The following is a 23,358-nucleotide window of genomic DNA, read 5'->3' on the forward strand; positions in this document are numbered from 1 at the left end:
GGCTCGAAATGAACGGGTTCAGCAAAGGAATCCTCCTGTTGAACACCGGCGGGGGACCAGCGTTTTTAAATTGAACAAGCGTTCAAGTTAATCATGGATTGGGCGTTGGATGCGAATAAGGCCGCTGACCGGTGGGTTTGGTTCCCAGCTGGGTTCGGGGTTGTGAGCGCCGCAGGGCGGCGCTTCGCAAGGGGCAGCAGAAGGGGTTATTGCTTGTCCTGGCAATCCAGTTGCAGGTTTGCCTGGGTGATGTTGCTTTCGGCCGGCACACTGCGGGTCAGCCACACGTTACCGCCGATGGTCGACCCCTTGCCGATGGTAATGCGCCCCAGCACGGTAGCGCCGGCGTAGATGACCACGTCGTCTTCCACGATCGGGTGCCGCGCCAGGCCCTTGTGCAAGGTGCCGGACTCATCGCTGGGGAAGCGCTTGGCGCCCAGGGTCACGGCCTGATAGATGCGTACGCGCTCGCCGATGATCGCGGTTTCGCCGATTACCACACCGGTACCGTGGTCGATGAAGAAGCTCGGGCCGATTTGCGCACCGGGGTGGATGTCGATGCCCGTGGCCGAATGCGCCAGCTCCGAACTGATCCGCGCCAGCAGGGGCAGGCCAGCACGGTAAAGGTGGTGAGCGAGGCGGTGGTGAATGATGGCCAGGATGCCTGGGTAGCACAGCAACACCTCATCGACGCTGCGTGCGGCGGGGTCACCGTGATAGGCCGCCAGCACGTCGGTGTCGAGCATCACGCGCAGGCCCGGCAGCGCTGCGGCGAAACCCTGGATCAACCTGAGTGCCTGCGCATCCGCGCCGGCCATGTCGTCCTGGCTTTGCCGGGCGGCATAGCGCAGTTCCAGGCGCGCCTGGGCCAGCAACGCATTCAGGGCGGCATCCAGGGTGTGGCCCACGTAGAAGTCTTCACTCTCTTCACGCAAGTCCACAGGCCCGAGGCGCATGGGGAACAACGCGCCGCACAGTTGCTCCAGCACGTGCCGCATCGCCTCGCGCGAGGGCAGCTCGCGGCCACCCTGCTCACCGCTGCTGCGGCCGTTGCGGCTGCGCCATTGCTCACGGGCGCCACGCAACCCGGCCACGATACTGTGCAACTGCCAGTGCCCAGATGAAGGTTGTTCGCTCACGGTTGTCTCCTGCCGTATCGGCCATCCAGTTTTATCGCCAGGCCCGCAAACGGCCCGGGCCGGCCTGTGTGCGAACCACTCTACGGCAAAACAGTCACTTGGAAATAACACTGCTTTATTCCATGCTGCGCCAGGCTGGGCATAAGGGAAGCGAGTTATAAAAAACGGAATAACAAGATAATTTTTTAGTATTTCCTGGCCTAACACGCCAACCCTATAGTCGCCACCCACTACTTCCACAACAAGCGCGGGGCTCAGACATGTCGAAATTCGTCAAACCATTACTCAACGCAAGCCTGGCTGTGGTGCTGGGTACCGGCCTGCTCGGCCACGCCTTTGCCGGGGAGGAACTCAAGACTATCCAGGAAAAGGGCGTGATCAACGTCGGCCTGGAAGGCACCTACCCACCGTTCAGCTTCCAGGACGAAAACGGCAAGCTGACCGGCTTCGAAGTGGAGCTGTCCGAGCTGTTGGCCAAAGAGCTCGGGGTAAAGGCCAAGATTCAGCCCACCAAATGGGACGGCATTCTGGCGGCACTGGAGTCCAAGCGCCTGGACGTGGTGGTCAACCAGGTGACCATTTCTGACGAGCGTAAAAAGAAGTACGACTTCTCCGAGCCGTACACCGTCTCTGGTATCCAGGCGCTGATCCTGAAGAAGAAGGCCGACCAGCTGAACATCAAGCGTGCCCAGGACCTGGCTGGCAAGAAAGTGGGTGTAGGGCTCGGCACCAACTACGAGCAGTGGGTGAAGCAGGATGTGCCCCAGGCTGAAGTGCTTACCTACGAGGACGACCCGAGCAAGTTCGCCGACCTGCGCAACGGCCGCATCGACGCCATTCTGATCGACCGCCTGGCCGCGCTGGAATATGCGCAAAAGGCCAAGGACACCGAACTTGCCGGTGAGGCGTTCTCGCGCCTGGAAAGCGGCGTGGCGCTGCGCAAGGGGGAACCGGAGCTACTGGCTGCCATCAACAAGGCCATCGACAAGCTCAAGGCAGATGGCACCCTGGCCAAGCTCTCCGAAAAATACTTTGGTGCTGATGTCACCCAATGATCGCTGAAAGCCTGCAACTGGTTGTCGACTCCGCGCCCTTCTTGCTGAAGGGCGCGGGTTATACGGTCCTGCTCAGCGTCGGGGGGATGTTCTTTGGCCTGCTGCTGGGCTTTGCCCTGGCATTGATGCGGCTGTCCAAGGTGCTGCCGGTGAACTGGCTGGCGCGGGTCTATGTGTCGTTCTTCCGCGGCACACCGCTGCTGGTGCAACTGTTCGTGATCTATTTCGGCATGCCGCAGATCGGGATCGAACTGGACCCCATCCCTGCCTCGCTGATTGGCCTGTCACTGAACATGGCAGCCTATGTATGCGAAATCCTGCGCGCCGCGATTTCCTCCATCGACCGCGGCCAATGGGAAGCGGCGGCCAGTATCGGCATGACCCGCGTGCAGGCCATGCGCCGGGCCATTTTGCCCCAGGCGCTGCGCACAGCGCTGCCGCCGCTGGGCAACAGCTTCATTTCGCTGGTCAAGGACACCGCGCTGGCGGCCACCATCCAGGTGCCGGAGCTGTTCCGTCAGGCTCAGCTGATTACCGCGCGCACCTTCGAGGTGTTCACCATGTACGTGGCAGTGGCGGTGATCTACTGGGTGCTGTGCAGCATCCTGGCGCACTTCCAGAACCGCATGGAAGCGCGGGTCAACCAGCATGACCAGGAGCATTGAGCATGATTGAAGTCAAAGGCCTTACCAAGCGCTTCAAGGGCCAGACCGTGCTCGACGGCATCGACCTGACCGTGCAGGCCGGCGAAGTGGTGGCCATCATCGGCCCCAGCGGCTCGGGCAAGACCACCTTCCTGCGTTGCCTCAACCTGCTGGAAACGCCCGACGCCGGGCAGATCCACATTGGCGACATCGGCATCGACGCCAACCGCCCGCTGGGTTCGCAGCAGGGGGCGATCCGCCGGCTGCGCCAGCAGGCCGGGTTCGTGTTCCAGAACTTCAACCTGTTCCCGCACCGCACAGCGCTGGAAAACGTCATCGAAGGGCCGGTGATCGTCAAGAAGACACCCCGCGAGCAGGCCGAGGCCCTGGGCCGACAGCTCTTGGCCAAGGTTGGCCTGGCCGGCAAGGAAGACGCCTACCCCAGGCGGTTGTCCGGCGGCCAGCAACAGCGTGTCGCCATCGCGCGTGCCTTGGCCATGGAGCCGCAGGTGATCCTGTTCGACGAACCTACCTCGGCACTGGACCCGGAGCTGGTGGGTGAGGTGCTGGCAACCATCCGCAGCCTGGCCGAAGAAAAACGCACCATGATCATCGTCACTCACGAAATGAGCTTTGCCCGAGACGTGGCGAACCGGGTGGTGTTTTTCGACAAGGGCGTGATCGTGGAGCAGGGCGAGGCCAAGGCATTGTTCGCGGCCCCGCAGCAAGAGCGCACCCGGCAGTTCTTGCGCAAGTTCCTGGGCACGGCCGCCTCAGAGTAACGCCCCGCGCCCGCCCTGCCGAGGGCGGGCAGACCTCTTCTATGTATATTCCAAAGCGTTAGTTCATAAACTTTTTATAAAGCCTTACGGTATATATACCGGACCACCGGACCAGCACACATCTGCCGCAATCAGCTGTAGCGGCATTACTTATTTGTGAGGTCAGGAATGGTCAGGATCACAATCACCCCAGTGCGTAACGCCAGGGCATTGAGTGCAGCCAAGGAGCGGCACTGATGTCCACACATGCCCAAATCCCTTCCAGCAGCGACCTGGACAGCGCGCCACCGCTGCTGCCGGCCAAGATACTGCGCAACGATGCCGAGGCCTTGCAGGCAGCACGCGACGTTGCCGCAGTAGCCCGTGAACACGCTGCACGCCGTGACCAGCAACGCAAACTGCCCTGGGCCGAAATCGAACTGTTCACCCGCAGTGGCCTGGGCAGCATCAGCGTGCCCAAAGCCCATGGTGGCCCAGACGTGTCGTTCGAGACCGTGGCCGAGGTGTTCCGCCTGATCAGTGCTGCCGACCCCGCGCTGGGGCAGGTCCCGCAGAACCAGTTCGGCATGCTGCAACTGCTGCGCCTTACGGCAACCGAGGCGCAACAGGCAACGCTGTTTCGCAGCGTGCTGGACGGCTGGCGCATCGGTAATGCAGGCCCCGAGCGTGGCACCAAGGACACCCTCACCCTCAAGGCCCGGATTACCCGCTCAGGCGATGGCTTTCGCATCAGCGGCGAGAAGTTCTATTCCACCGGTGCCCTGTTCGCCCACTGGGTGGCAGTAAAGGCGCTGGACGAACAAGGCCGACAGCGCCTGGCATTCGTACGCCGCGGCACCCCGGGCCTGCGCATCGTCGATGACTGGTCCGGGTTCGGCCAGCGCACCACCGCCAGTGGCACGGTGCTGCTGGACGAGGTGCCGGTGGAGGCCGAGCTGGTCATCGACAACTGGCGCCAGCGCGACGTGCCCAATATCCAGGGCGCCGCCTCGCAGCTCATTCAGGCAGCGATAGACGCCGGCATCGCAGAAGCCGCAATCGACGACGCCATCACCTTCGTGCGTGAAAAATCACGCCCGTGGATCGAGGCCAACGTCGACCGTGCCAGCGACGATCCTTACGTAATCGCCGACGTCGGCCGCCTCAAGCTCGACCTGCACGCCGCCGAGGCTTTGCTGCGCAAAGCTGCGCGAGTGCTTGACGAGGTCAATGCCAAACCCGTGGATGCCGAGTCGGCGGCGCGGGCCTCGATTGCGGTAGCCGAAGCCAAGGTGCTCACCACCGAAATTGCCCTGCAGGCCAGCGAAAAACTGTTCGAGCTGGCCGGCAGCCGCGCCACCCTCGCCGAGTTCAACCTCGACCGCCACTGGCGCAATGCACGCGTGCACACCCTGCACGACCCGGTGCGCTGGAAGTACCACGCGGTGGGCGCCTACCACCTCAACGGCACACGGCCCGCGCGGCATTCCTGGATCTGATCTGCAGCGTGCGTGGGGCCACTGGGTGCCCCCACGCCGCGGAGAAACACCATGACTACAAGCATCATCAGCAACGACGCCGAAGCCCTCGGCGTTGCAGAACACCTAGCCCAGCAGTTGCGCCGCGACAGCGCACTGCGCGACCGTGAACGGCGTTTGCCACACGCAGAACTCGAACTGTTCACCCGCTCGGGGCTGTGGGGCATCAGCGTGCCCAAGGCGTACGGTGGGGCGGGCGTATCCAATGTCACCCTGGCCAAGGTGATCGCCCGCATTGCCCAGGCCGACGGTTCACTCGGGCAGATACCGCAGAACCACTTCTACGCGCTGGAAGTGCTGCGGGTAAACGGCACACCCGCGCAGCAACAGCGCCTTTATGCAGAAGTGCTGGGTGGCCGCCGCTTCGGTAACGCCCTGGCCGAGCTGGGCACCAAGACCGCCAATGATCGCACCACCCTGCTGAGCCGCGACGGCGCGGGCTGGCGTATCAATGGCCGCAAGTTCTATGCGACTGGCGCCATCTATGCCCAGCGCATTCCAACCTCGGTGGTTGACGAACAAGGCGTGCAGCACCTGGCCTTCGTGCCCGCCGACAGCCAGGGGCTGCAAGTGATAGACGACTGGAGCGGGTTTGGCCAGCGCACCACTGGCAGTGGCTCTGTGGTGTTCGACAACGTCTGGGTCAACGCCGATGACGTGGTGCCGTTCCAGAGCGTGTTCGAGCGCCCGACACCGGTGGGGCCGCTGGCGCAGATTCTTCATGCGGCCATCGATACCGGCATCGCCCGCGCCGCCTATGAAGACGCCCTGCACTTCGTGCGTACCCACAGCCGGCCCTGGGTGGACTCCGGTGTGGAACGTGCCAGCGACGACCCGCTGACCCTCAAGAGCTTCGGCCACTTGGCCATACGCCTGCATGCCGCCGAGGCCTTGCTGGAGCGTGCCGGCGAATACCTGGACCTGGCCCGAGCGCACAGCACTGCCGACAGCGTCGCCGCTGCGTCCATCGCCGTGGCTGAAGCGCGGGCCATCAGCACCGAAATTGCACTGGCAGCCGGCACCACCCTGTTCGAGCTGGGCGGCAGCCAGGCCACCCTGGCCGAACACAACCTGGACCGCCACTGGCGCAACGCCCGTGTGCATACCCTGCACGACCCGGTGCGCTGGAAGTACCACGCCATCGGCAACTACTACCTCAACGATGCCAACCCGCCACGCAGGGGGACCATCTGATGGCCAGGCACATTCTGCTCAACGCCTTCAATATGAACTGCGTGGGGCATATCAACCATGGCCTGTGGACCCACCCGCGCGACACTTCCACCCAGTACAAGACCCTCGAGTACTGGACCGACCTGGCGCGCCTGCTGGAGCGGGGGCTGTTCGACGGGCTGTTCATCGCCGACATCGTCGGCACCTATGACGTGTATGGCCAGTCGCTGGACGTGCCGCTGAAGGAATCCATTCAACTGCCGGTCAATGACCCACTGCTGCTGGTGTCCGCCATGGCCGCAGTCACCCGCCACCTGGGTTTCGGCCTGACTGCCAACCTGACCTACGAGTCGCCCTACTTGTTTGCACGGCGCCTTTCCACCCTGGACCACCTGAGCAATGGCCGGGTTGGCTGGAACATCGTGACCGGCTACCTGGACAGCGCGGCCCGCGCCATGGGCCTTTCACAGCAGCCCGAACACGACCGGCGCTACGACCAGGCCGATGAATACCTGCAGGTGCTGTACAAGCTGCTGGAAGGCAGCTGGGCGGACGATGCCGTGGTTGCCGACCGCCAGCAGCGCGTGTACGCGCAACCCGACAAGGTGCGCAAGGTTCAACACCATGGGGCGTTCTACGACGTGGACGGCTACCACCTGTGCGAGCCGTCGCCCCAGCGCACGCCTGTGCTGTTCCAGGCGGGCAGTTCGCCGCGCGGCCTGGCCTTCGCCGGCAACCATGCAGAATGCGTATTCATCAGCGGCCAGGACAAGGCCGCCACCCGCACCCAGGTCGACAAGGTGCGTGCCGCAGCAGTGGCGGCAGGGCGTACAGCAAACGCCGTAAAGGTGTTCATGGGCATCACGGTGATCGTTGCGCCCACCGAGCAGCAGGCCCAGGCCCGGCATGCCGAGTACCTGCGCCATGCCAGCGCTGAAGCCGGGGTGGCGCACTTTGCCGCGTCCACCGGCATCGATTTTGCCGCGTACGGCCTCGATGAACCCATCGCCTTCCGCCAGGGCAACGCCATCCAGTCGGCCACCCGTCAGTTGCAGAGCGACGCCTGGACCCGCAGGCGCCTGCTGCAACAGCACGCCCTGGGTGGCCGCTACGTAACCCTGGTCGGCGACCCGCAGCAGGTGGCCGAGCAACTGATCGCCTGGGCCGACGACACCGGCCTGGACGGCTTCAACCTCACCCGCACCGTCACCCCCGAAAGCTTCGAGGACTTCATCGAGCTGGTCGTCCCCCAATTGCAAAAGCGCGGCCGCTACAAAACCGCCTATGCCGCCGGCACCCTGCGGGAAAAACTGTTCGACGCCAGCCACCCACACCTGCCAGCCGACCACCCAGGTTCGGCCTACCGCTTTACCCCCTACCCTGCCCCGACTGGAGCCCTGCACCATGCTTGAGAAACTGTTCCGGCCCGTCGCGGCCATCGCTGTTGCCCTGGGCCTTGCAGCCGGCGCCAATGCGGCCGAGCCGCTGAAAATCGGCACCACCTCGGCTTTCGCCATCCCGCTGGAGGCTGCGGTGGAAGAAGCACACAAGCAAGGCCTGGAGGTGAAGCTGGTGGAGTTCAGCGACTGGATTGCCCCCAACGTCAGCCTCAACAGTGGGGACATCGACGTCAATTACTTCCAGCACATCCCCTTCCTGGAAAACGCCAAGGCGGCCGCCGGTTTCAACCTGGTGCCGTACGCCCCCGGCATCATCAACAACGTAGGCCTGTACTCGAAAAAGTACAAAAGCTTTGCCGAACTACCGGATGGCGCCAGCGTGGCCATCGCCAACGACCCCATCAACAGCGGCAGGGGCCTGCAACTGCTGGCCAAGGCGGGGCTGATCACCCTGAAACCCGGGGTCGGCTACAAAGCCACCGAAGACGACATCGTCGCCAACCCGAAGAACCTGAAAATCCTCCAGGTGGAGGCCGTGCAGCTGGTGCGCGCCTATGACGACGCCGACCTGGTGCAGGGCTACCCCGCCTACATCCGCCTGGCCAAGACGTTCGATGCCGGGTCTGCATTGCTGTTCGATGGCCTGGAAAACAAGGAATACGTGATCCAGTTCGTGATCCGCCCACAGAGCAAGGGCGACCCGCGCCTGGCCAAGTTCGTCGACATCTACCAGCATTCGCCGGTGGTGCGGGCAGCGTTGGACAAGGCCCACGGCACGCTGTACCAGGCAGGTTGGGAGGGGTGACATGAGCCAGACCAGCGCACTGAAGGTGCCAGGTGCGGCGCCCCTGCCGCTGCAGGCCGAGCCGCTGACCCTCCGCCCGAACGTGAATGACGCCCACGTGCGCTTCATAGGCCTGGGCAAGACCTACCCGGGCCAGGCGCAGCCCGCCCTGCAAGGCATCGACCTGAACATCCGCCGTGGTGAAATCTTCGGCATCATTGGCCGCAGCGGTGCCGGCAAGTCCTCGCTGCTGCGCACCATCAACCGCCTTGAGCAGCCCAGCCATGGCCGGGTGCTGGTGGACCAGGTGGACATTGGCGGGTTCGACGAGGACCAACTGGTGAACCTGCGCCGCAGCATTGGCATGATCTTCCAACACTTCAACCTGATGTCGGCCAAGACGGTGTGGCAGAACGTGGAGTTGCCGCTGAAGGTGGCCGGCGTGGCCAAGGCCGAGCGCCAGCGCAAGGTGCGCGCCCTGTTGCAACTGGTAGGCCTTGAGGAAAAGCACCAGGTGTACCCGGCGCAGCTGTCGGGGGGCCAGAAGCAACGGGTAGGTATCGCCCGGGCACTGGTGCACGACCCACGCATATTGCTGTGCGATGAAGCCACTTCCGCACTGGACCCGGAAACCACCGCATCCATTCTTGAGCTGCTGCGCGACATCAACCGGCGCCTGGGCCTGACCATCGTCCTGATCACCCATGAAATGGCGGTGATCCGCGACATCTGCCACCAGGTCGTGGTGCTGGACCGCGGCCAGGTGGTGGAACAGGGCGAAGTCTGGCGGGTGTTCGGTGCGGCACGCCATGCCGTGACGCGTACGTTGCTGGCACCGTTGCAACCCAGGTTGCCAGACGCGTTGACGGGCCGCCTGCAAGCCAGCCCGGCGAGCCGGGACAGCGCCGTGGTGCTGAAGCTGACGGTGCCGGGCGAACCGGACCTGACTGCATTGTTCAACACGTTGGGCGGCAGCGTGCGGTTGCTGCAAGGCGGGGTACAAGCCATCGGTGAGCATGCCCTGGGGCAGTTGATCGTGTCGGTGCAGCATTCGCCGCACGCGACTGGCCCGTTACTGGAACGCGCCCGTCGCTGGGCCGAAGATGTGGAGGTGCTGGGTTATGTGGTTTGATCGCTTGCTGCAGGGCTTGCTCGATACCTTGTTGATGGTGGGTGTGTCATCGCTGATCGCCCTGCTGGCCGGTGTGCCGATGGCAGTATTGCTGGTCACCAGCGACAAAGGCGGCATCTTCGCGGCCCCCACGCTGAACCGCGTGCTGGGGGCGTTCGTCAACCTGTTCCGGTCCATCCCGTTCCTGATCCTGATGGTCGCGCTTATTCCCTTCACCCGTATGGTGGTTGGTACCACCTATGGCGTATGGGCCGCAGTAGTGCCACTGACCATCGCCGCCACGCCGTTTTTTGCACGCATTGCCGAGGTGAGCCTGCGGGAAGTGGACCACGGCCTAGTAGAAGCGGCGCAGGCCATGGGTTGCCGACGTTGGCACATCGTCTGGCACGTACTGTTGCCCGAAGCGCTGCCGGGCATCGTGGGGGGCTTCACCATCACCCTGGTTACCCTGATCAACTCATCGGCCATGGCGGGTGCCATCGGCGCCGGAGGGCTGGGGGACATCGCCTACCGGTATGGCTACCAGCGCTTCGACAGCCAGATCATGCTGACCGTGATCGCCATGCTGGTGGCGCTGGTGGCGTTGATCCAGCTGGGCGGGGACCGGCTGGCGCGCGGGCTGAACAAGCGTTGAAAAGGTGCCGGGCCAACCCGGCACACTCAGCCCCAGCGCAAATCCTGCGCCGCGACTGGCCGCCCGAACCAGTAACCCTGGCCTAACTGACATTGCTCCTGCAGCAGCAGGCTGGCCTGCTCCGGCTGCTCGATGCCTTCGGCATGCACCTGCATGCCCATGCTGCGCGCCAGGGCAATGATCACCCGCACGATGGCCACATCGTCCTCGTCGAACGGCAAGCCTGCGACAAAGCCCTGGTCGATCTTGAGTTTCTGTACCGGCATCCGCTTGAGCCGCAGCAGCGACGAGTAGCCGGTGCCGAAGTCATCGATGGCCAGTGCCACCCCCAGCTCACGCAGGCGATGCAATTGCTCCAGCGCCACTTCGGGGTCTTCCATCACGGCGCTTTCGGTGACTTCCAGCTCCAGCAGTGCAGGCGAAAGGCCCGTGTCGTGCAACACGTCGGCTACCTGCCGGTACAGCTCACGCTGGCCAAACAGGCGGCTTGAGATATTCACTGCCACGAAGGCCAGCGGGCGGCCTTCCTGCTGCCAGCGCACCATCTGCCGGCAGGCATTGCGCAGTACCCAGGCATCTATCTCGGCAATCAGCCCGGTGCGTTCGGCGATGGGGATGAATTCTACCGGTGGTACCAGCCCCCGTTGCGGGTGCTCCCAACGCACCAGGGCTTCTACACCCACCTGGCTACCGGTCGCCAGGTCGTGCACGGGCTGGTAGTACACCCGCAGTTCATCGTGCTCCAGCGCCCGCCGCAGCTCCCCTGCCGTTTCCACCCGCTGCTGGGCGTGGGCGGTCAGTTCCTCGGTGTACAGCGCATAACAGGCTCGGCCATTGCTCTTGGCCTTGTACAGGGCCGAGTCGGCGTTGCGCAGCAACTGCTCGGCACTCAGGGCGTCACTGGGGAACAGGCTGATGCCGGCACTGACGCTGATGAACAGCCGGTGGCCCTCGAACACGAATGGCTCACGCATGCGGTCGATGATGCCCTGGGCCAGCTTGCCGGCCTGGCCCAGGTCCTGGCAATGCTCGGCCAGCACGCCGAATTCGTCACCGCCCAGGCGCGCCAGGGTCACGCCGCTCACCACCACCTCGCCCAGGCGATCACCCACCAGCTTCAGCAACTGATCGCCGATGGTATGGCCCAGGCCATCATTGATGCTCTGGAAGTGGTCGAGGTCCAGCAGCAACAGTGCACAGCCGCGCTTTTTTGCTTGCGCCGCCACCAGCGCCTGCTGCACGCGGTCGGTGAACAGCAGGCGGTTGGGCAGGTCGGTGAGCGGGTCGTGGTGGGCCAGGTAGGCCAGCTCCTGCTCGGAATGCTTGATCGCGCTGATGTCGCTGAACACCGCGACGTAATGGCTGAGCTCGCCGTCGTCGTCGCGGATCGCGCAGATGGTCTGCCACTGCGGGTAGATTTCGCCGCTCTTGCGCCGGTTCCAGATCTCGCCGCTCCACTCGCCCTTCTCGGAGAGGGTGGCATAGATGTGCTTGTAGAAGTCCGGGCCATGGCGCCCCGACTTGAACTTGCTCGGGCGCTGGCCGATCACCTCGTCCTGCCGGTAACCGGTGATACGCATGAAGGCGCGGTTGACGTGCACGATCAGGCCTTTGCGGTCGGTGACCAATACCCCTTCGAGCGTGCTGTCGAACACGGCGGCGGCCATGCGCAGGCGTTCCCGGTCCTCGCCGCGCAAGCGCGCACCGACGCCGATGAAGTTCAGCAACCTTACGCGTGACACATAGATCAGCAACGCACTGAGCAGTACCCAGACCACCAGGTTGATCTGCCGCCCTACGGTACGGGCCAGGGGGTCGTCAGTCATGCCGTGCAGCATCACCTCGGCCAGTACCAGCCAGAGGATCGAGAGCACCACATACAGCGCAGCCATGCGCAAGGCGTCGCGAACGGAAACAGACATGTCGGGTGGAATTGCCCATGCAAAAGGATGGGGGATTATAAAGGTTCTGCTGCGCTGTGCGACCGCTGCACGGCGCGCCGCGCAAAGATCGCCTGAAACATCACGTGGTCAGCTGCGACTGGTTTTATTTCCCCGCCAAGGGATAATCGGCCCTTCCCCCTGCATTTCGAGGGTATTTGCATTTATGTGGTACAACGGCCTGCTCGACTTGTCGGCCTGGCAACTGGTCGGCATCACTTTGTTGATGACCCATGTGACCATTGTCAGCGTCACGGTCTACCTGCATCGCTACTCGGCGCACCGGGCACTGGAGCTCAACGCCGGGCTCAAGCATTTCTTCCGTTTCTGGCTGTGGCTGACCACGGCGCAGAACACCCGCGAATGGACCGCCGTCCACCGCAAGCACCACGCCAAGTGCGAAACCCCGGACGACCCGCACAGCCCGGTGTACAAGGGTTTGGGGACGGTACTGCGCAAGGGCGCCGAGCTTTACCGTGAAGAGGCGCGCAACCCCGACACCTTGCGCATCTACGGCAAGAACTGCCCGGATGACTGGCTGGAGCGCAACGTCTATTCGCGCTACAAACTCGGTGGCATCGCGCTGATGGCGGTGATCGACCTGCTGCTGTTCGGCACGGCGGGTATCACCATCTGGGCGGTGCAGATGATGTGGATCCCCTTCTGGGCCGCCGGCGTGGTCAACGGCCTTGGCCATGCAGTGGGCTATCGCAATTTCGAATGCCGCGACGCCGCCACCAACCTGGTGCCCTGGGGCATCGTGATCGGCGGCGAAGAGCTGCACAACAACCACCACACCTACCCCAACTCGGCCAAGCTGTCGGTGCGGCGCTGGGAGTTCGACATGGGCTGGGCATGGATTCGCCTGTTCTGCCTGCTGCGCCTGGCCAAGGTCCAGCGGGTGGCACCCATCGCCCACCGGGTGGCGGGCAAAGCCAGCCTGGACATGGACACTGCCATGGCCATCCTCAACAACCGCTTCCAGATCATGGCCCAGTATCGCAAGCTGGTCATCGGCCCCCTGGTGAAGCAGGAACTGGCGCGCGTGGATGCGTCCGTCAGCCACCACTTCCGCCGTGCCAAACGCCTGCTGTCGCGGGAAACCAGCTTGCTGGAAGACCGCCATCACGTGCGCATCGAGTCCATGCTGGCCCACAGTCAGGCGCTCAAGACCATCTATGAAAAGCGCCTGGCGCTTCAGCAGATATGGGCCCGCACCAGCGCCAATGGCCATGACATGCTGGCAGCCATGAAAGACTGGGTGCACGAAGCGGAAACCAGCGGCATCCATGCCCTGCGCGAGTTCGCCGCGCAACTGAAGACCTACTCCCTGCGGCCTACTGCCGCCTGATGTTCCGTTGATCGGCGCGCCCCTTTTTGGGGCGTGCCGTTCAGGAACTTAGCCCGCCTGTTTCGACTCGAACTGCCCACATCGGCCGGAAGGTGGCCGCACCTTTACCCGTCGAGACGCGCTCCGTGCCCATGGCCAAGAACATACCCACGATTCTGCCCGGTACCCCTCCCCCTGACGCCGCCAAGACATTGCTGGCTCTGCTCCACGCCCAAGGCGAAGTCGCGCGCCTGAGCGAGCGCGAGCAGCTGTTCAGTACGCTGCTCAACAGCGTGAACGCAGTGTTGTGGGCATTCGACTGGGAGACCCGCCAGGTGCTGTACGTCAGCCCTGCCTACGAGCGCATCTTTGGCCGCCCGGTTAGCCTGGTAATGGCCGACTTCAATGAATGGCGGGACAGCATCTACCCTGACGACCTGGAGTTCGCCGAACGCAGCCTTGCCCAGGTGTTGCTCAAAGGCTCGGTGGAAGACCGGGAGTACCGCATTCTGAACGCCGAAGGTGAGGTGCGCTGGCTTAGCGACAAGTGCTACGTCAATCAGCAGCGCGACAGTGACCGGGTGATCATCGTGGGTATCGCCGAGGACATCACCGAAAAGAAGCGCCTGGAAGGCGAACTGCAGCGCCTGGCCACCACCGACGTACTCACCCAAAGCAGCAACCGCCGGCACTTCTTCGAGTGCGCCAAACAGGCCTTCGACAAGGCCCGTGAGGACGAGGCGCCGCTGACCTTCCTGTTGCTGGATATCGACGACTTCAAGGCGATCAACGACAGCTACGGCCACCAGGAGGGAGACCAGGTGCTGCAACGCATCGCCGACAGCGGCAAGGCGGTGCTGCGCAGGGGCGACCTGTTCGGGCGGATTGGTGGCGAGGAATTTGCGGCGGTGTTCCCTGGCTGTACGGCCAAGGTGGCGGAGCAGATTGCCGAACGGCTTCAGCGGGAGATACAGCGGCTGAATTTCGGCCAGTCAGAGCGCCCGTACGGCGTAACCATCAGCCAGGGCCTGACCGGTTTGACTGCCGAAGACGACACCCTCGACAGCCTGTACGCACGGGCAGATGCCGCGATGTACCAGGCCAAGCGCCAGGGCAAGAACCAGATCGTCCACGGGTAAGCGTCGCGTGAATAGCAGGGGCCGCCGAGCCGTCCCTGTGGAGGGGACTGTCACGCACAAAATCTGAGAGTTGGCCCAATCACTGTGGGAGCGGGTTTACCCGCGAAGCAGACAGCGCGGTGCAGGGCACCGGCTTCGCCGGTGTTCGCGGCTGAAGCCGCTCCCACAGGTGACTGCTAACTCAACAGGTTATATGCAGTTCCACAGGAGCGGCTCGCCGCCGATGGGCCGCAGAGCGGCCCCACTATCAGCGTAAGATCACGCCAGTTCGGCGAAGCACTCTTCGATGATGGCCAGGCCTTTGTCCAGCAGTGCGTCTTCGGCGGTCAGCGGAACCAGGATACGCAGGACGTTGCCGTAGGTGCCGCACGACAGCAGGATCAGGCCCTTGTCACGGGCCTTGGCCACAACCTGGGCAACGGCAGCGGCGTTCGGGGTGTGGGTACCCTTCTCGAACACTTCCACAGCAATCATCGAACCCAGGCCACGTACGTCACCGATGATCGGGTGCTTCTGCTGGATTTCACGCAGGCCGGCAGTGAGGCGCTCGCCAACGGCTTTGCTGCGGTCCAGCAGTTTTTCTTCTTCGAACACGTCGATAACGGCCAGTGCAGCGGCACAGGCGATCGGCGAGCCGGCGTAGGTGCCACCCAGGCCACCGGGGGCAATTGCATCCATGTACTCGGCCTTGCCGCACACACCTGCCAGCGGGAAGCCGCCAGCGATGGATTTGGCGAAGGTGGTCAGGTCAGGCGCAACGCCCATTTGCTCCATGGCGAAGAAGGTACCGGTACGGCCGGCGCCAGTCTGCACTTCGTCAGCGATCAGCAGAATGCCGTGCTGGTCGCACAGGGCACGCAGACGCTTCATCAGCTCTTTAGGCGCTGGCAGGAAGCCGCCTTCACCTTGTACTGGCTCAAGGATGATGGCCGCGATATCGCGTGGCTCGGCATCGTTCTTGAAGATGCGCTCGACCGAAGCAATGGCGTCGTCAACGCTGACACCGTGCAGTTCGCTCGGGAACAGCGCACGGAACACGCCGCCTGGCATCAGGCCCATGCCTGCGGAGTACGGTACGACCTTGCCGGTCAGGCCCAGGGTCATCATGGTACGGCCGTGGTAGCCGCCGGTGAAGGCGATGACGCCAGCACGGCCGGTGGCTGCACGGGCGATCTTGACGGCGTTTTCAACGGCCTCGGAGCCGGTGGAAACCAGCAGGGTCTTCTTGTCGAAGTCACCCGGTACCAGCTTGTTGATCTTCTCGCACAACTCCACGTAGGGTTCGTACGCCAGCACCTGGAAGCAGGTGTGGCTGACCTTGGTCAGCTGCTCTTGCACGGCCGCAACCACTTTGGGGTGCAGGTGGCCGGTGTTCAGTACGGCGATGCCGCCAGCGAAGTCGATCAGTTCGCGGCCTTCAACGTCGATAACGGTGGAGTTCTTTGCCGATTCAACGAAGATCGGGTGAATCTGGCCGACACCACGTGGAACAGCGGCGACACGACGTTGCATCAAGGATTCGTTGGTCTTGCTCATAATGCCCTCATTGCGCCGGTCTGGAATGGCGCTTTTATTCGGGGGTGGCTGGGAGTGCCCACGGTCAGTATTCGTTGATCGACCGCCGCGAACGCCCTGGCCACCAGGTACTGCGCTGTAAAAAAGGCCAGCGAGACGTCGCTCTCGCGCCCCGCTGGCAGAGGTAAAGCCTTTAGCGTGCGATCAGATGCTGATGCACAGGTACTTGATTTCGAGGTAGTCCTCGATACCGTACTTGGAGCCTTCGCGGCCCAGGCCCGAAGCCTTGATGCCGCCGAATGGCGCCACTTCGTTGGAGATCAGGCCGGTGTTGATACCCACCATGCCGTACTCCAGCGCTTCGGCGACACGGAACACACGGCTCATGTCACGGGCATAGAAGTACGACGCCAGGCCGAACTCGGTGTCGTTGGACATGGCGATGACTTCGGCCTCGTCCTTGAAGCGGAACAGCGGGGCCAGCGGGCCGAAGGTTTCTTCCTTGGCCACGGCCGCATTTTTCGGCACATCCACCAGGATGGTCGGCTCGAAGAAGTTGCCTTCGATCAGCTTGCCACCGGACAACACCTTGGCGCCTTTGCCTACGGCGTCTTCGATGTGTTCCTGAACCTTGGCCACGGCCTTGCCATCGATCAGCGGGCCGGTGGTGGTGCCTTCTTCCAGGCCGTTACCGATCTTCAGCTTGGCAACTGCTGCGGCCAGCTTCTGGGCGAACGCGTCGTACACGCCTTCTTGCACATAGATGCGGTTGGCGCAGACGCAGGTCTGGCCGTTGTTGCGGTACTTGGAGATGATCGCGCCCTCGACCGCCTTGTCCAGGTCGGCGTCGTCGAACACGATGAACGGGGCGTTGCCACCCAGCTCCAGGGAAACCTTCTTGATGTCCTTGGCGCACTCTTCCATCAACTGGCGACCGATTTCGGTCGAGCCGGTGAAGGAGAGCTTGCGCACCAGGGAGTTGCCGGTCAGCTCGCCGCCCACTTCACCGGCGCTGCCGGTAACGACGCTGAGCACGCCAGCCGGGATGCCGGCACGGTTGGCCAGCTCGACCAGGGCCAGTGCCGAGTAAGGGGTCTGCGAGGCAGGCTTGAGCACCATGGTGCAGCCAGCAGCCAGGGCCGGGCCGGCTTTACGGGTGATCATGGCAGCCGGGAAGTTCCACGGGGTGATGGCGGCGGTAACGCCGATTGGCTGCTTGATGACGATCAGGCGCTTGTCTGGCTGGTGGCCCGGGATGGTGTCGCCATAGACGCGCTTGGCTTCTTCGGCGAACCATTCGATGAACGATGCGGCGTAGGCAATTTCGCCCTTGGCTTCGGCCAGGGGTTTGCCTTGCTCGGTGGTCATCAGGCGAGCCAGGTCGTCCTGGTTCTCGATCATCAGTTCGAACCAGCGACGCAGCTTGGCCGAGCGCTCCTTGGCGGTCAGTGCACGCCAGGCCGGCAGGGCCTTGTCGGCGGCTTCGATGGCGCGGCGGGTTTCCGCAGTGCCCATCTTCGGCACGGTACCGATGACTTCACCTGTGGCCGGGTTGGTCACATTGATGGTCTGGCCGCTGTCCGCATCCAGCCACTCACCGTTGATGAAGGCTTGCTGGCGGAACAACTGAGCGTCTTTGAGCTGCATGTCGGCTTCCCGAATTGTTGATTGTTGAAAGCGCCCAACGCAGGGCATCGAGCGTTTGAAATCTCAAACGAATGCTAAGCGTCTGCTGGGGTGTTGGACAATAGGCTGTTCGAAAAAAAGAACGAGTGGTTGAACACCCGAGTGGATGTTTCATGAATGTGGGCTGGGGCAGATGGCCCTGCGGCAGGCAAGCCGGCCCTCACAGGGCCGGTACAGGCAGAAAATCAGAATGCCTTGTCGAGGTCGATCACCAGCGCCCGGTAGCCAACGCTGCCGGGCTGCCTGCTGTGCACCTTCAGCTCAACCAGCACCTCCTGGGTGCCCCGCCGGACCTCGTTGAGCACGGTTGTGGTCAGCTTTTGCGGTGTCAGGAAGTTCACCGACGCCGAATAGATGAACTGGGTGTCGGTGTCCGCTCTATAAGCCACCACGGAGGTCACCGGGCTGTACCACTCGTCGCCGCGCGCCTTGCCGTACTCCCACACTTGCTCCACCAGGCCTTTGGCCTCGTCGATGCGGTATTCCACCGCGCGGCTGTAGTTCCCGGTCAACCGAGTGGGTGCAAAGCCCCGGCCCCAGCCGTTGTCGAACACGGTCAGCGTGCCTTTGCCGGTCAGCCAGGCTGTGTGCTGGGTCCATGACCAGTCGAAGCTGTCGCTGTGCACCGGCGTGAGCACCTTGTGCCGCAGGCGCTCGGGCCAGCCCTGTGGCGAGGCGAGGATCCACTTCACCTGCTTGTCACGGCCAATCTTCACCACCCCCTGGTGACGGGCTGAAACGATGATGCTGTCGTCATCGGCATCGTAATCGATGGCATTGACGTGCGCCCAGTTACGCCCGGTGCCCACCCCCGGGGTATCGCCAAACGGCAGATCCCCTTCCGCCAGCTCGTTCGCCAGCCGGTCGCCCTGCCGGCTGACGCCCGGGGGCAACTGGATGGCCGCTTTGCCCAGTGTTTCCAGCAGGTCGCCACGGTACGGGTCGAGGATCTGGTTGAGGTCCCAGAACTCCAGCACATCGCCGGCCTCGTTCACTTCGATGATGTGGTCGCGAATGGAGCGTACACGCTTGCCGTCCGGGCGACGGTAGTCGCTGGTGCCTACGCGCAGCAGGTAGGTCCCGTTGCTGGTCTCGCGGATTTCATGGGAGAAGTCTGCGAACTTGTCGGGCAGGCTGCGCTGCCAGATCCGCCGCCCCAGCAAGTCGTACTTGGAGTAGGTTTGCCCCTGCCCCCAAATCAGCTTGCCATCGCGGGTTTGCTGGAAGCCCATGGTGCCCCCCAGGCCATCGCGACGGTTGGAGTCGTGAATCTGCTCGATGTCCAGGTACCAGCGCACGTCGCCGTTGGTATCGGCGATCCAGTTGTTGCCCACCTGGTCCCATTCGGCGGCGCCGCCCAGGCCATTCCACTTGAAAGCACGCCCGCCCGGGATGTCCCCGAGCAAGTGGTTGAACAGGTACAGGCGTTTCTCAAACCCGGGCGCCACCTGCACCGGTTCCACCTCCGGCAAGGCGGCCGTCTGCCTGGCAACCACCGGCAGGCGCACAGCCGGCGCGTAGATCTGGTACTGCTCACGCATGCGCTGGCCATCGAGCTTGTAGGTCACTTCCACCTGGTTGACATGGTCGGGGTACAACCCGAAAACCGGAATCCCCCCGTAGGTCCACAACGAACGGTCGGACACCTCATAGGCGATGTCCACCCCGCGCTCACCCCGGCCCAGCACACGTACATGGGCAGCACCGAGGCTGCGGCCGCCGTCACGGATGATCGCGGTGAGCGGCGCCAGCCGGTAAGGGTTGACCACCACATCGCCCAGCAACGCTTCGTCGGGCTGTGGCACTTTCGCGGTCAGGCACGCGCCTTCAGGCAATACGGGTGTTTCTGTCTTGGCGTTCATGGCAAAGCTCCTTGTGCTCAGAAGTCGTAACGGGCAGTGGCGCCGAAGGTACGCGGGGTACCGAGCGCACCGGCATAACCGCCGTTGGCGGAGTTCCAGAGGCTGGTGAAGTAGGTCTTGTCGCCAGCGTTCTTTACCCAAAGCGACAGGTCGACCACGCCATCGCCCTGGTCCAAGCGCACGCCGGCAGACAGGTTGACCAGTGCATAGCTGGGGATCTGGCCAAAATCAGAGTCGTCGATGGTGCCCACGGCCTTCGAGCGGAAGGCGTAGCTGGCGGTGACGTAAGGCTCGACCCGTTCGGTGGCCTGCCATTTGTATTGGGCATTGAGGTTGGCGATGTACTTGGAGGCGCCGACCACCTGATGGCCAGACAGGTCGCAGGTGGCATTGGCACTGGCCAGGCTGACCTCCGGCGGGCACGGTGCGTCCTTGTACTCGGTGTAGCGCACGTCGTTCCACGAACCGTTGAAGTTGACCGTTAGCCCCCGCACCGGCAACGCCGTGGCCTCGAATTCGAGCCCGCGCGAGCGCACGCGCCCGGCATTGGCCAGGTACTGCACGCGGTTGACCTGGTCGTAGACGTTGGCCTGGTAGCCATGCACTTCGGCCCAGAACAGGTTGGTATTGAGCTGCAGGCGGTTGTCGAACAAGCTGCTTTTCAGGCCCAACTCGGCATTGTTGACCCGCTCGGTGCCCACCAGCAGCGAGCCAGTACCCAAGCGGGGGGCCGCGCCGACGGTGAGGTTGACCCCGCCCGACTTCTCGCCGTGGGTAAGGGTGGCGTAACCCAGCAACTGCTCGTTGAAGCGATAGCTGAGGCCTAGGAGGCCAGAGGGGCTGAAGCTGTACTGGTTGAGGTCGCCCGAATCGTACGCACCTGCGCGGCCCTGACGCGCAGCTGCGGCAGCGCCGCTGACCACAGCGCCGCCACTGGGCGCATTGCGGGTAACCCAGGCACTCTTTTCTTCATAGGTGCCGCGTACGCCGGCGGTGAAGTCCAGGCGGTCGGTGACATGCCAGGTGCCTTGGGCGAACAGCGCGTAGCTGTCGGTATCGATGTGGCCGTTACCCAGGGTGTCGACGTTGGCCAGCGCACCTGTTGGGGTCTGGTTCCAGATATCAGCCTGTGGGCCGTAATAGGTGAACGACTTGTTGTCCAAGTCCTGCTTGAAGTAGTAAGCGCCCAGTACATAATCGAAAGCGCCGCCGGTCGGGGATGCCAGGCGGATTTCCTGCGAGTACTGCTTGTCGCGCACCGCTACACCGGCACTGTAGAACACCGGCACATTCAGGCCGTCATCGTTGCGCGGGGTAAAATCCCACCAGCGGTAGGCGGTGATGGAGGTCAGGGTGAAGTCGTTGGGCAGGGTCCAGTTGGCTTCCACCGAGGTCCCTCCCTGGAACACGGTGACTTGTTGGTCGGCATCGAAGTTGACCTTGCGGTCCTTGCCCGATACCAACGTCGCGCCAGCCTGGGCAGCCAGGCTCTGGTAGCGGTTGATGCCGTTGATGGTCGGCCCGGTGCTGTAGAGGCTCAGGATGCCGTTGTCGGAATCCTCTTCGTTGTACTCCCCGATCCAGCGCAGGTTGAAATTATCACTGGGCTTGAACAACAGCTGCGTGCGAAAGCCCTGGCGTTTGCCGCCATTGAGCGTGTCGCCGTTGTGCACGTTTTTCACGTAGCCGTCGTCTTCGGTGCGATAAGCACTGATGCGCCCGGCCAGGGTGTCACTGAGCGGGCCCGAGAAACTGCCCTGGGTCTGCCGATATCCGTCTTCACCAATGGACTGCTGGATACTGCCTTCACGGTGGAAGGTAGGTTTGCGGGTGGTCACGTTGAGCACACCGGCGGTGGTGTTCTTGCCGAAAAGCGTGCCTTGCGGGCCCCGCAGCACCTCAAGTTGCTCCACGTCCAGCAGGTCGAACACCGCCATGCCCGGGCGGCCCAGGTAGACGTTGTCCAGGTAGATGCCAACGCTGCCCTCCAGGCCGTCGCTGGCGGGGTTGTTGCCAAGCCCGCGTATGGAAATGCTCGACTGGCGGGCATGCACGTACGCCACGTTGGTACTGGGTACCAGTTGTTGCAGATCCTGCACGCGATAAACACGTTGGGTTTCCAGGGCTTCACTGCCCAGCACGCTGATGGGCGTAGGCACGCTCTGCGCGGTTTCTTCACGCCGCCGGGCGTTGACCGTGACGGTGCCCAGCTTGGCTTCCTGCTCCACAGCAGGGGCAACAGGCCCTACTTCTTCGGCGAAGCTGGGCACGGAGGCCGCCAGCAGAACACCGGCCGCAAGCGGCTGCAGGGTGAAACGTGAGGCGCGCGATGGCTTTCGGGTGTGTCCGGACATGCAGATGCTCCTTGAGGCTTGGCCCTGGGCGAGCATTTCCGTTGGCGGAACCGAATCGCGGGAATGGGGGCTTATATTCTTTTAAGAGATATAAATATTGTTAAAACATATTATGTGGAATAAGAGAGTCCCTTTATAAGGGGACAGACCCTTGTCATCAATTGCATTCGGCCGAAGGTTTCAATGTAGAAAATGCATATCGATCTGCGTCAGCTACGCCACTTCATCGCCTTGGTTGAACACCGCAGTTTCGTGGCGGCGGCTGCGGCAGTGAACCTGTCGCAGTCAGCCTTCAGCCGCAGCATCCAGACGCTGGAGCACAATGTGGGTTGCCGCCTTGTGGACCGCGCCAGCAAGGACTTGCCCCCTACGCGCCAGGGGCTGCTGGTGCTGGAACACTCGCGCCGGCTGGTGCATGGCGCGCACAACCTGGTCAATGAAATTCAACAGTTCAACGGCGCCACGACCGGCGTGGTGCGCTTCGGCTCGGGGCCTGCGCCGGCAGGGGGCCTGGTGCCGCGGGCGGTGGCACGGTTCGTGGCCGATTACCCTGCCGCGCGCACGTGCTTTCAGGTGGATAACTGGCAGGCACTGAACCGCAAGCTGGTCGCCGAGGAAATCGAGTTCTTCGTGGCCGACACCCGCCAGTTCGAATCAGACCCGGATTACCAGGTGCACAGGCTGGCACCCCAGCGCTGGCATTTCTGCTGCCGCGCCGGGCACCCGCTGGCCAGGCAACAGCGTGTGCAGGCGCGGGACCTGTTCGATTACCCGATGGCCACCACCTTTCGCCCGCCGAATATCCGCAAGATCCTCAGCGATCTCAGCGGCCGGCAAGACTTTCTGCCGTCGGTGGAGTGCGAGCATGGGTACGCATTGCTGAACGTGGTGATGCACTCGGACACCATCGGCATCGCCTGCAATGCCAATTTGCTGCCCTATCAACATGAAGAGAGCCTGGTGAAGCTGGAACTGGCCGACCTGACGCAAGAGCAGCGTGAGGCCTGCCATACCCGTTATGGGGTAGTGAGCCGGGTGGGGTATGGGTTATCGCCGTTGGCGCAGGGGCTGGTCAGGCAGTTGATTGCCTGTGATAGGGAAGCCTGAGAAACGGCCCAGCCCATGGATAACCTGGGAGCCACTGGTCTGCACAAATCTGACAGCTGTCGCAATCATTGTGGGAGCAACTGTTTTCACAAAACCTGAACGCTGGCGCAGTCCACCTTGTGGGAGCAACTGTCTTCCACAACAATCTCAAAAATCTCAAAATTA

At 63.1% G+C, this 23,358-nt stretch carries 18 protein-coding genes; 12 read left to right on the plus strand and 6 right to left on the minus strand.

Annotation, left to right across the window (positions count from 1 at the left end; translation table 11 throughout):
- Positions 1-206: 206 nt before the first annotated feature.
- The gene (gene epsC / locus PPA02S_RS21515; protein ID WP_028635371.1) at positions 207-1,139 is read right to left on the minus strand and encodes a serine O-acetyltransferase EpsC; all 933 of its coding nucleotides are present in this window, start codon (positions 1,137-1,139) and stop codon (positions 207-209) included.
- Between the two features lie 260 nt (positions 1,140-1,399).
- Between epsC and tcyJ the strand changes: the two genes are divergently transcribed.
- The 9 genes from tcyJ to PPA02S_RS21560 all read left to right on the plus strand — a co-directional run bounded on the left by tcyJ (position 1,400) and on the right by PPA02S_RS21560 (position 10,260).
- Positions 1,400-2,194 (plus strand): cystine ABC transporter substrate-binding protein, encoded by a 795-nt coding sequence (gene tcyJ, locus PPA02S_RS21520; protein ID WP_028635372.1) that lies wholly within the window; start codon positions 1,400-1,402, stop codon positions 2,192-2,194.
- Entirely contained in the window at positions 2,191-2,859 is a 669-nt protein-coding gene (gene tcyL, locus PPA02S_RS21525; protein WP_028635373.1) for a cystine ABC transporter permease, read from the plus strand. The genes tcyJ and tcyL overlap by 4 nt, the downstream gene beginning before the upstream one ends.
- Before the next feature lie 2 nt (positions 2,860-2,861).
- Positions 2,862-3,620, plus strand: a complete 759-nt coding sequence (gene tcyN / locus PPA02S_RS21530) for an L-cystine ABC transporter ATP-binding protein TcyN (protein WP_028635374.1) — start codon at positions 2,862-2,864, stop codon at positions 3,618-3,620.
- Between the two features lie 236 nt (positions 3,621-3,856).
- Positions 3,857-5,098, plus strand: a complete 1,242-nt coding sequence (locus PPA02S_RS21535; RefSeq protein WP_028635375.1) for an SfnB family sulfur acquisition oxidoreductase — start codon at positions 3,857-3,859, stop codon at positions 5,096-5,098.
- Between the two features lie 51 nt (positions 5,099-5,149).
- Positions 5,150-6,331, plus strand: a complete 1,182-nt coding sequence (locus PPA02S_RS21540; protein ID WP_028635376.1) for an SfnB family sulfur acquisition oxidoreductase — start codon at positions 5,150-5,152, stop codon at positions 6,329-6,331.
- Positions 6,331-7,722: an LLM class flavin-dependent oxidoreductase gene (locus PPA02S_RS21545; protein WP_028635377.1), complete on the plus strand. Its 1,392-nt coding sequence runs from the start codon at positions 6,331-6,333 to the stop codon at positions 7,720-7,722. The genes PPA02S_RS21540 and PPA02S_RS21545 overlap by 1 nt, the downstream gene beginning before the upstream one ends.
- Positions 7,715-8,515, plus strand: a complete 801-nt coding sequence (locus PPA02S_RS21550; protein ID WP_028635378.1) for a MetQ/NlpA family ABC transporter substrate-binding protein — start codon at positions 7,715-7,717, stop codon at positions 8,513-8,515. Before PPA02S_RS21545 ends, PPA02S_RS21550 begins: the two co-directional genes overlap by 8 nt.
- A gap of 1 nt (position 8,516) precedes the next feature.
- Positions 8,517-9,626, plus strand: a complete 1,110-nt coding sequence (locus PPA02S_RS21555) for a methionine ABC transporter ATP-binding protein (RefSeq protein ID WP_028635379.1) — start codon at positions 8,517-8,519, stop codon at positions 9,624-9,626.
- The gene (locus PPA02S_RS21560; RefSeq protein ID WP_028635380.1) at positions 9,616-10,260 is read left to right on the plus strand and encodes a methionine ABC transporter permease; all 645 of its coding nucleotides are present in this window, start codon (positions 9,616-9,618) and stop codon (positions 10,258-10,260) included. The genes PPA02S_RS21555 and PPA02S_RS21560 overlap by 11 nt, the downstream gene beginning before the upstream one ends.
- Before the next feature lie 26 nt (positions 10,261-10,286).
- Here PPA02S_RS21560 and dibA read toward each other — a convergent pair whose 3' ends face one another.
- Positions 10,287-12,182, minus strand: a complete 1,896-nt coding sequence (gene dibA / locus PPA02S_RS21565; RefSeq protein ID WP_028635381.1) for a phosphodiesterase DibA — start codon at positions 12,180-12,182, stop codon at positions 10,287-10,289.
- A gap of 184 nt (positions 12,183-12,366) precedes the next feature.
- Here dibA and desA point away from each other — a divergent pair, with 184 nt between their 5' ends.
- The gene (gene desA / locus PPA02S_RS21570) at positions 12,367-13,551 is read left to right on the plus strand and encodes a delta-9 fatty acid desaturase DesA (protein WP_028635382.1); all 1,185 of its coding nucleotides are present in this window, start codon (positions 12,367-12,369) and stop codon (positions 13,549-13,551) included.
- A 131-nt stretch (positions 13,552-13,682) separates the two neighbouring features.
- Positions 13,683-14,669, plus strand: coding sequence for a GGDEF domain-containing protein (locus PPA02S_RS21575; RefSeq protein WP_042141864.1), 987 nt, complete (start codon positions 13,683-13,685; stop codon positions 14,667-14,669).
- A 258-nt stretch (positions 14,670-14,927) separates the two neighbouring features.
- Here PPA02S_RS21575 and gabT read toward each other — a convergent pair whose 3' ends face one another.
- The 4 genes from gabT to PPA02S_RS21595 all read right to left on the minus strand — a co-directional run bounded on the left by gabT (position 14,928) and on the right by PPA02S_RS21595 (position 22,086).
- Positions 14,928-16,205 carry a 4-aminobutyrate--2-oxoglutarate transaminase gene (gene gabT, locus PPA02S_RS21580; protein WP_028635384.1) on the minus strand — a complete coding sequence of 426 codons (1,278 nt, stop codon included), beginning with the start codon at positions 16,203-16,205 and terminating at the stop codon, positions 14,928-14,930.
- 183 nt (positions 16,206-16,388) lie between these two features.
- A complete protein-coding gene (gene gabD, locus PPA02S_RS21585) occupies positions 16,389-17,831 on the minus strand; it encodes an NADP-dependent succinate-semialdehyde dehydrogenase (RefSeq protein ID WP_028635385.1) in 1,443 nt (480 codons plus the stop codon).
- Positions 17,832-18,055: 224 nt separating this feature from the next.
- The gene (locus PPA02S_RS21590) at positions 18,056-19,732 is read right to left on the minus strand and encodes an aryl-sulfate sulfotransferase (protein WP_028635386.1); all 1,677 of its coding nucleotides are present in this window, start codon (positions 19,730-19,732) and stop codon (positions 18,056-18,058) included.
- A 17-nt stretch (positions 19,733-19,749) separates the two neighbouring features.
- Positions 19,750-22,086, minus strand: coding sequence for a TonB-dependent receptor (locus PPA02S_RS21595; protein ID WP_028635387.1), 2,337 nt, complete (start codon positions 22,084-22,086; stop codon positions 19,750-19,752).
- 192 nt (positions 22,087-22,278) lie between these two features.
- On the opposite strand from PPA02S_RS21595, the gene PPA02S_RS21600 reads away from it, so the two are divergent.
- Positions 22,279-23,193 (plus strand): LysR family transcriptional regulator, encoded by a 915-nt coding sequence (locus PPA02S_RS21600; RefSeq protein WP_028635388.1) that lies wholly within the window; start codon positions 22,279-22,281, stop codon positions 23,191-23,193.
- The last annotated feature ends 165 nt before the right edge of the window (positions 23,194-23,358 follow it).

The sequence above is a fragment of the Pseudomonas parafulva NBRC 16636 = DSM 17004 genome, from assembly GCF_000730645.1.
Classification (GTDB): Bacteria; Pseudomonadota; Gammaproteobacteria; order Pseudomonadales; family Pseudomonadaceae; genus Aquipseudomonas; species Aquipseudomonas parafulva.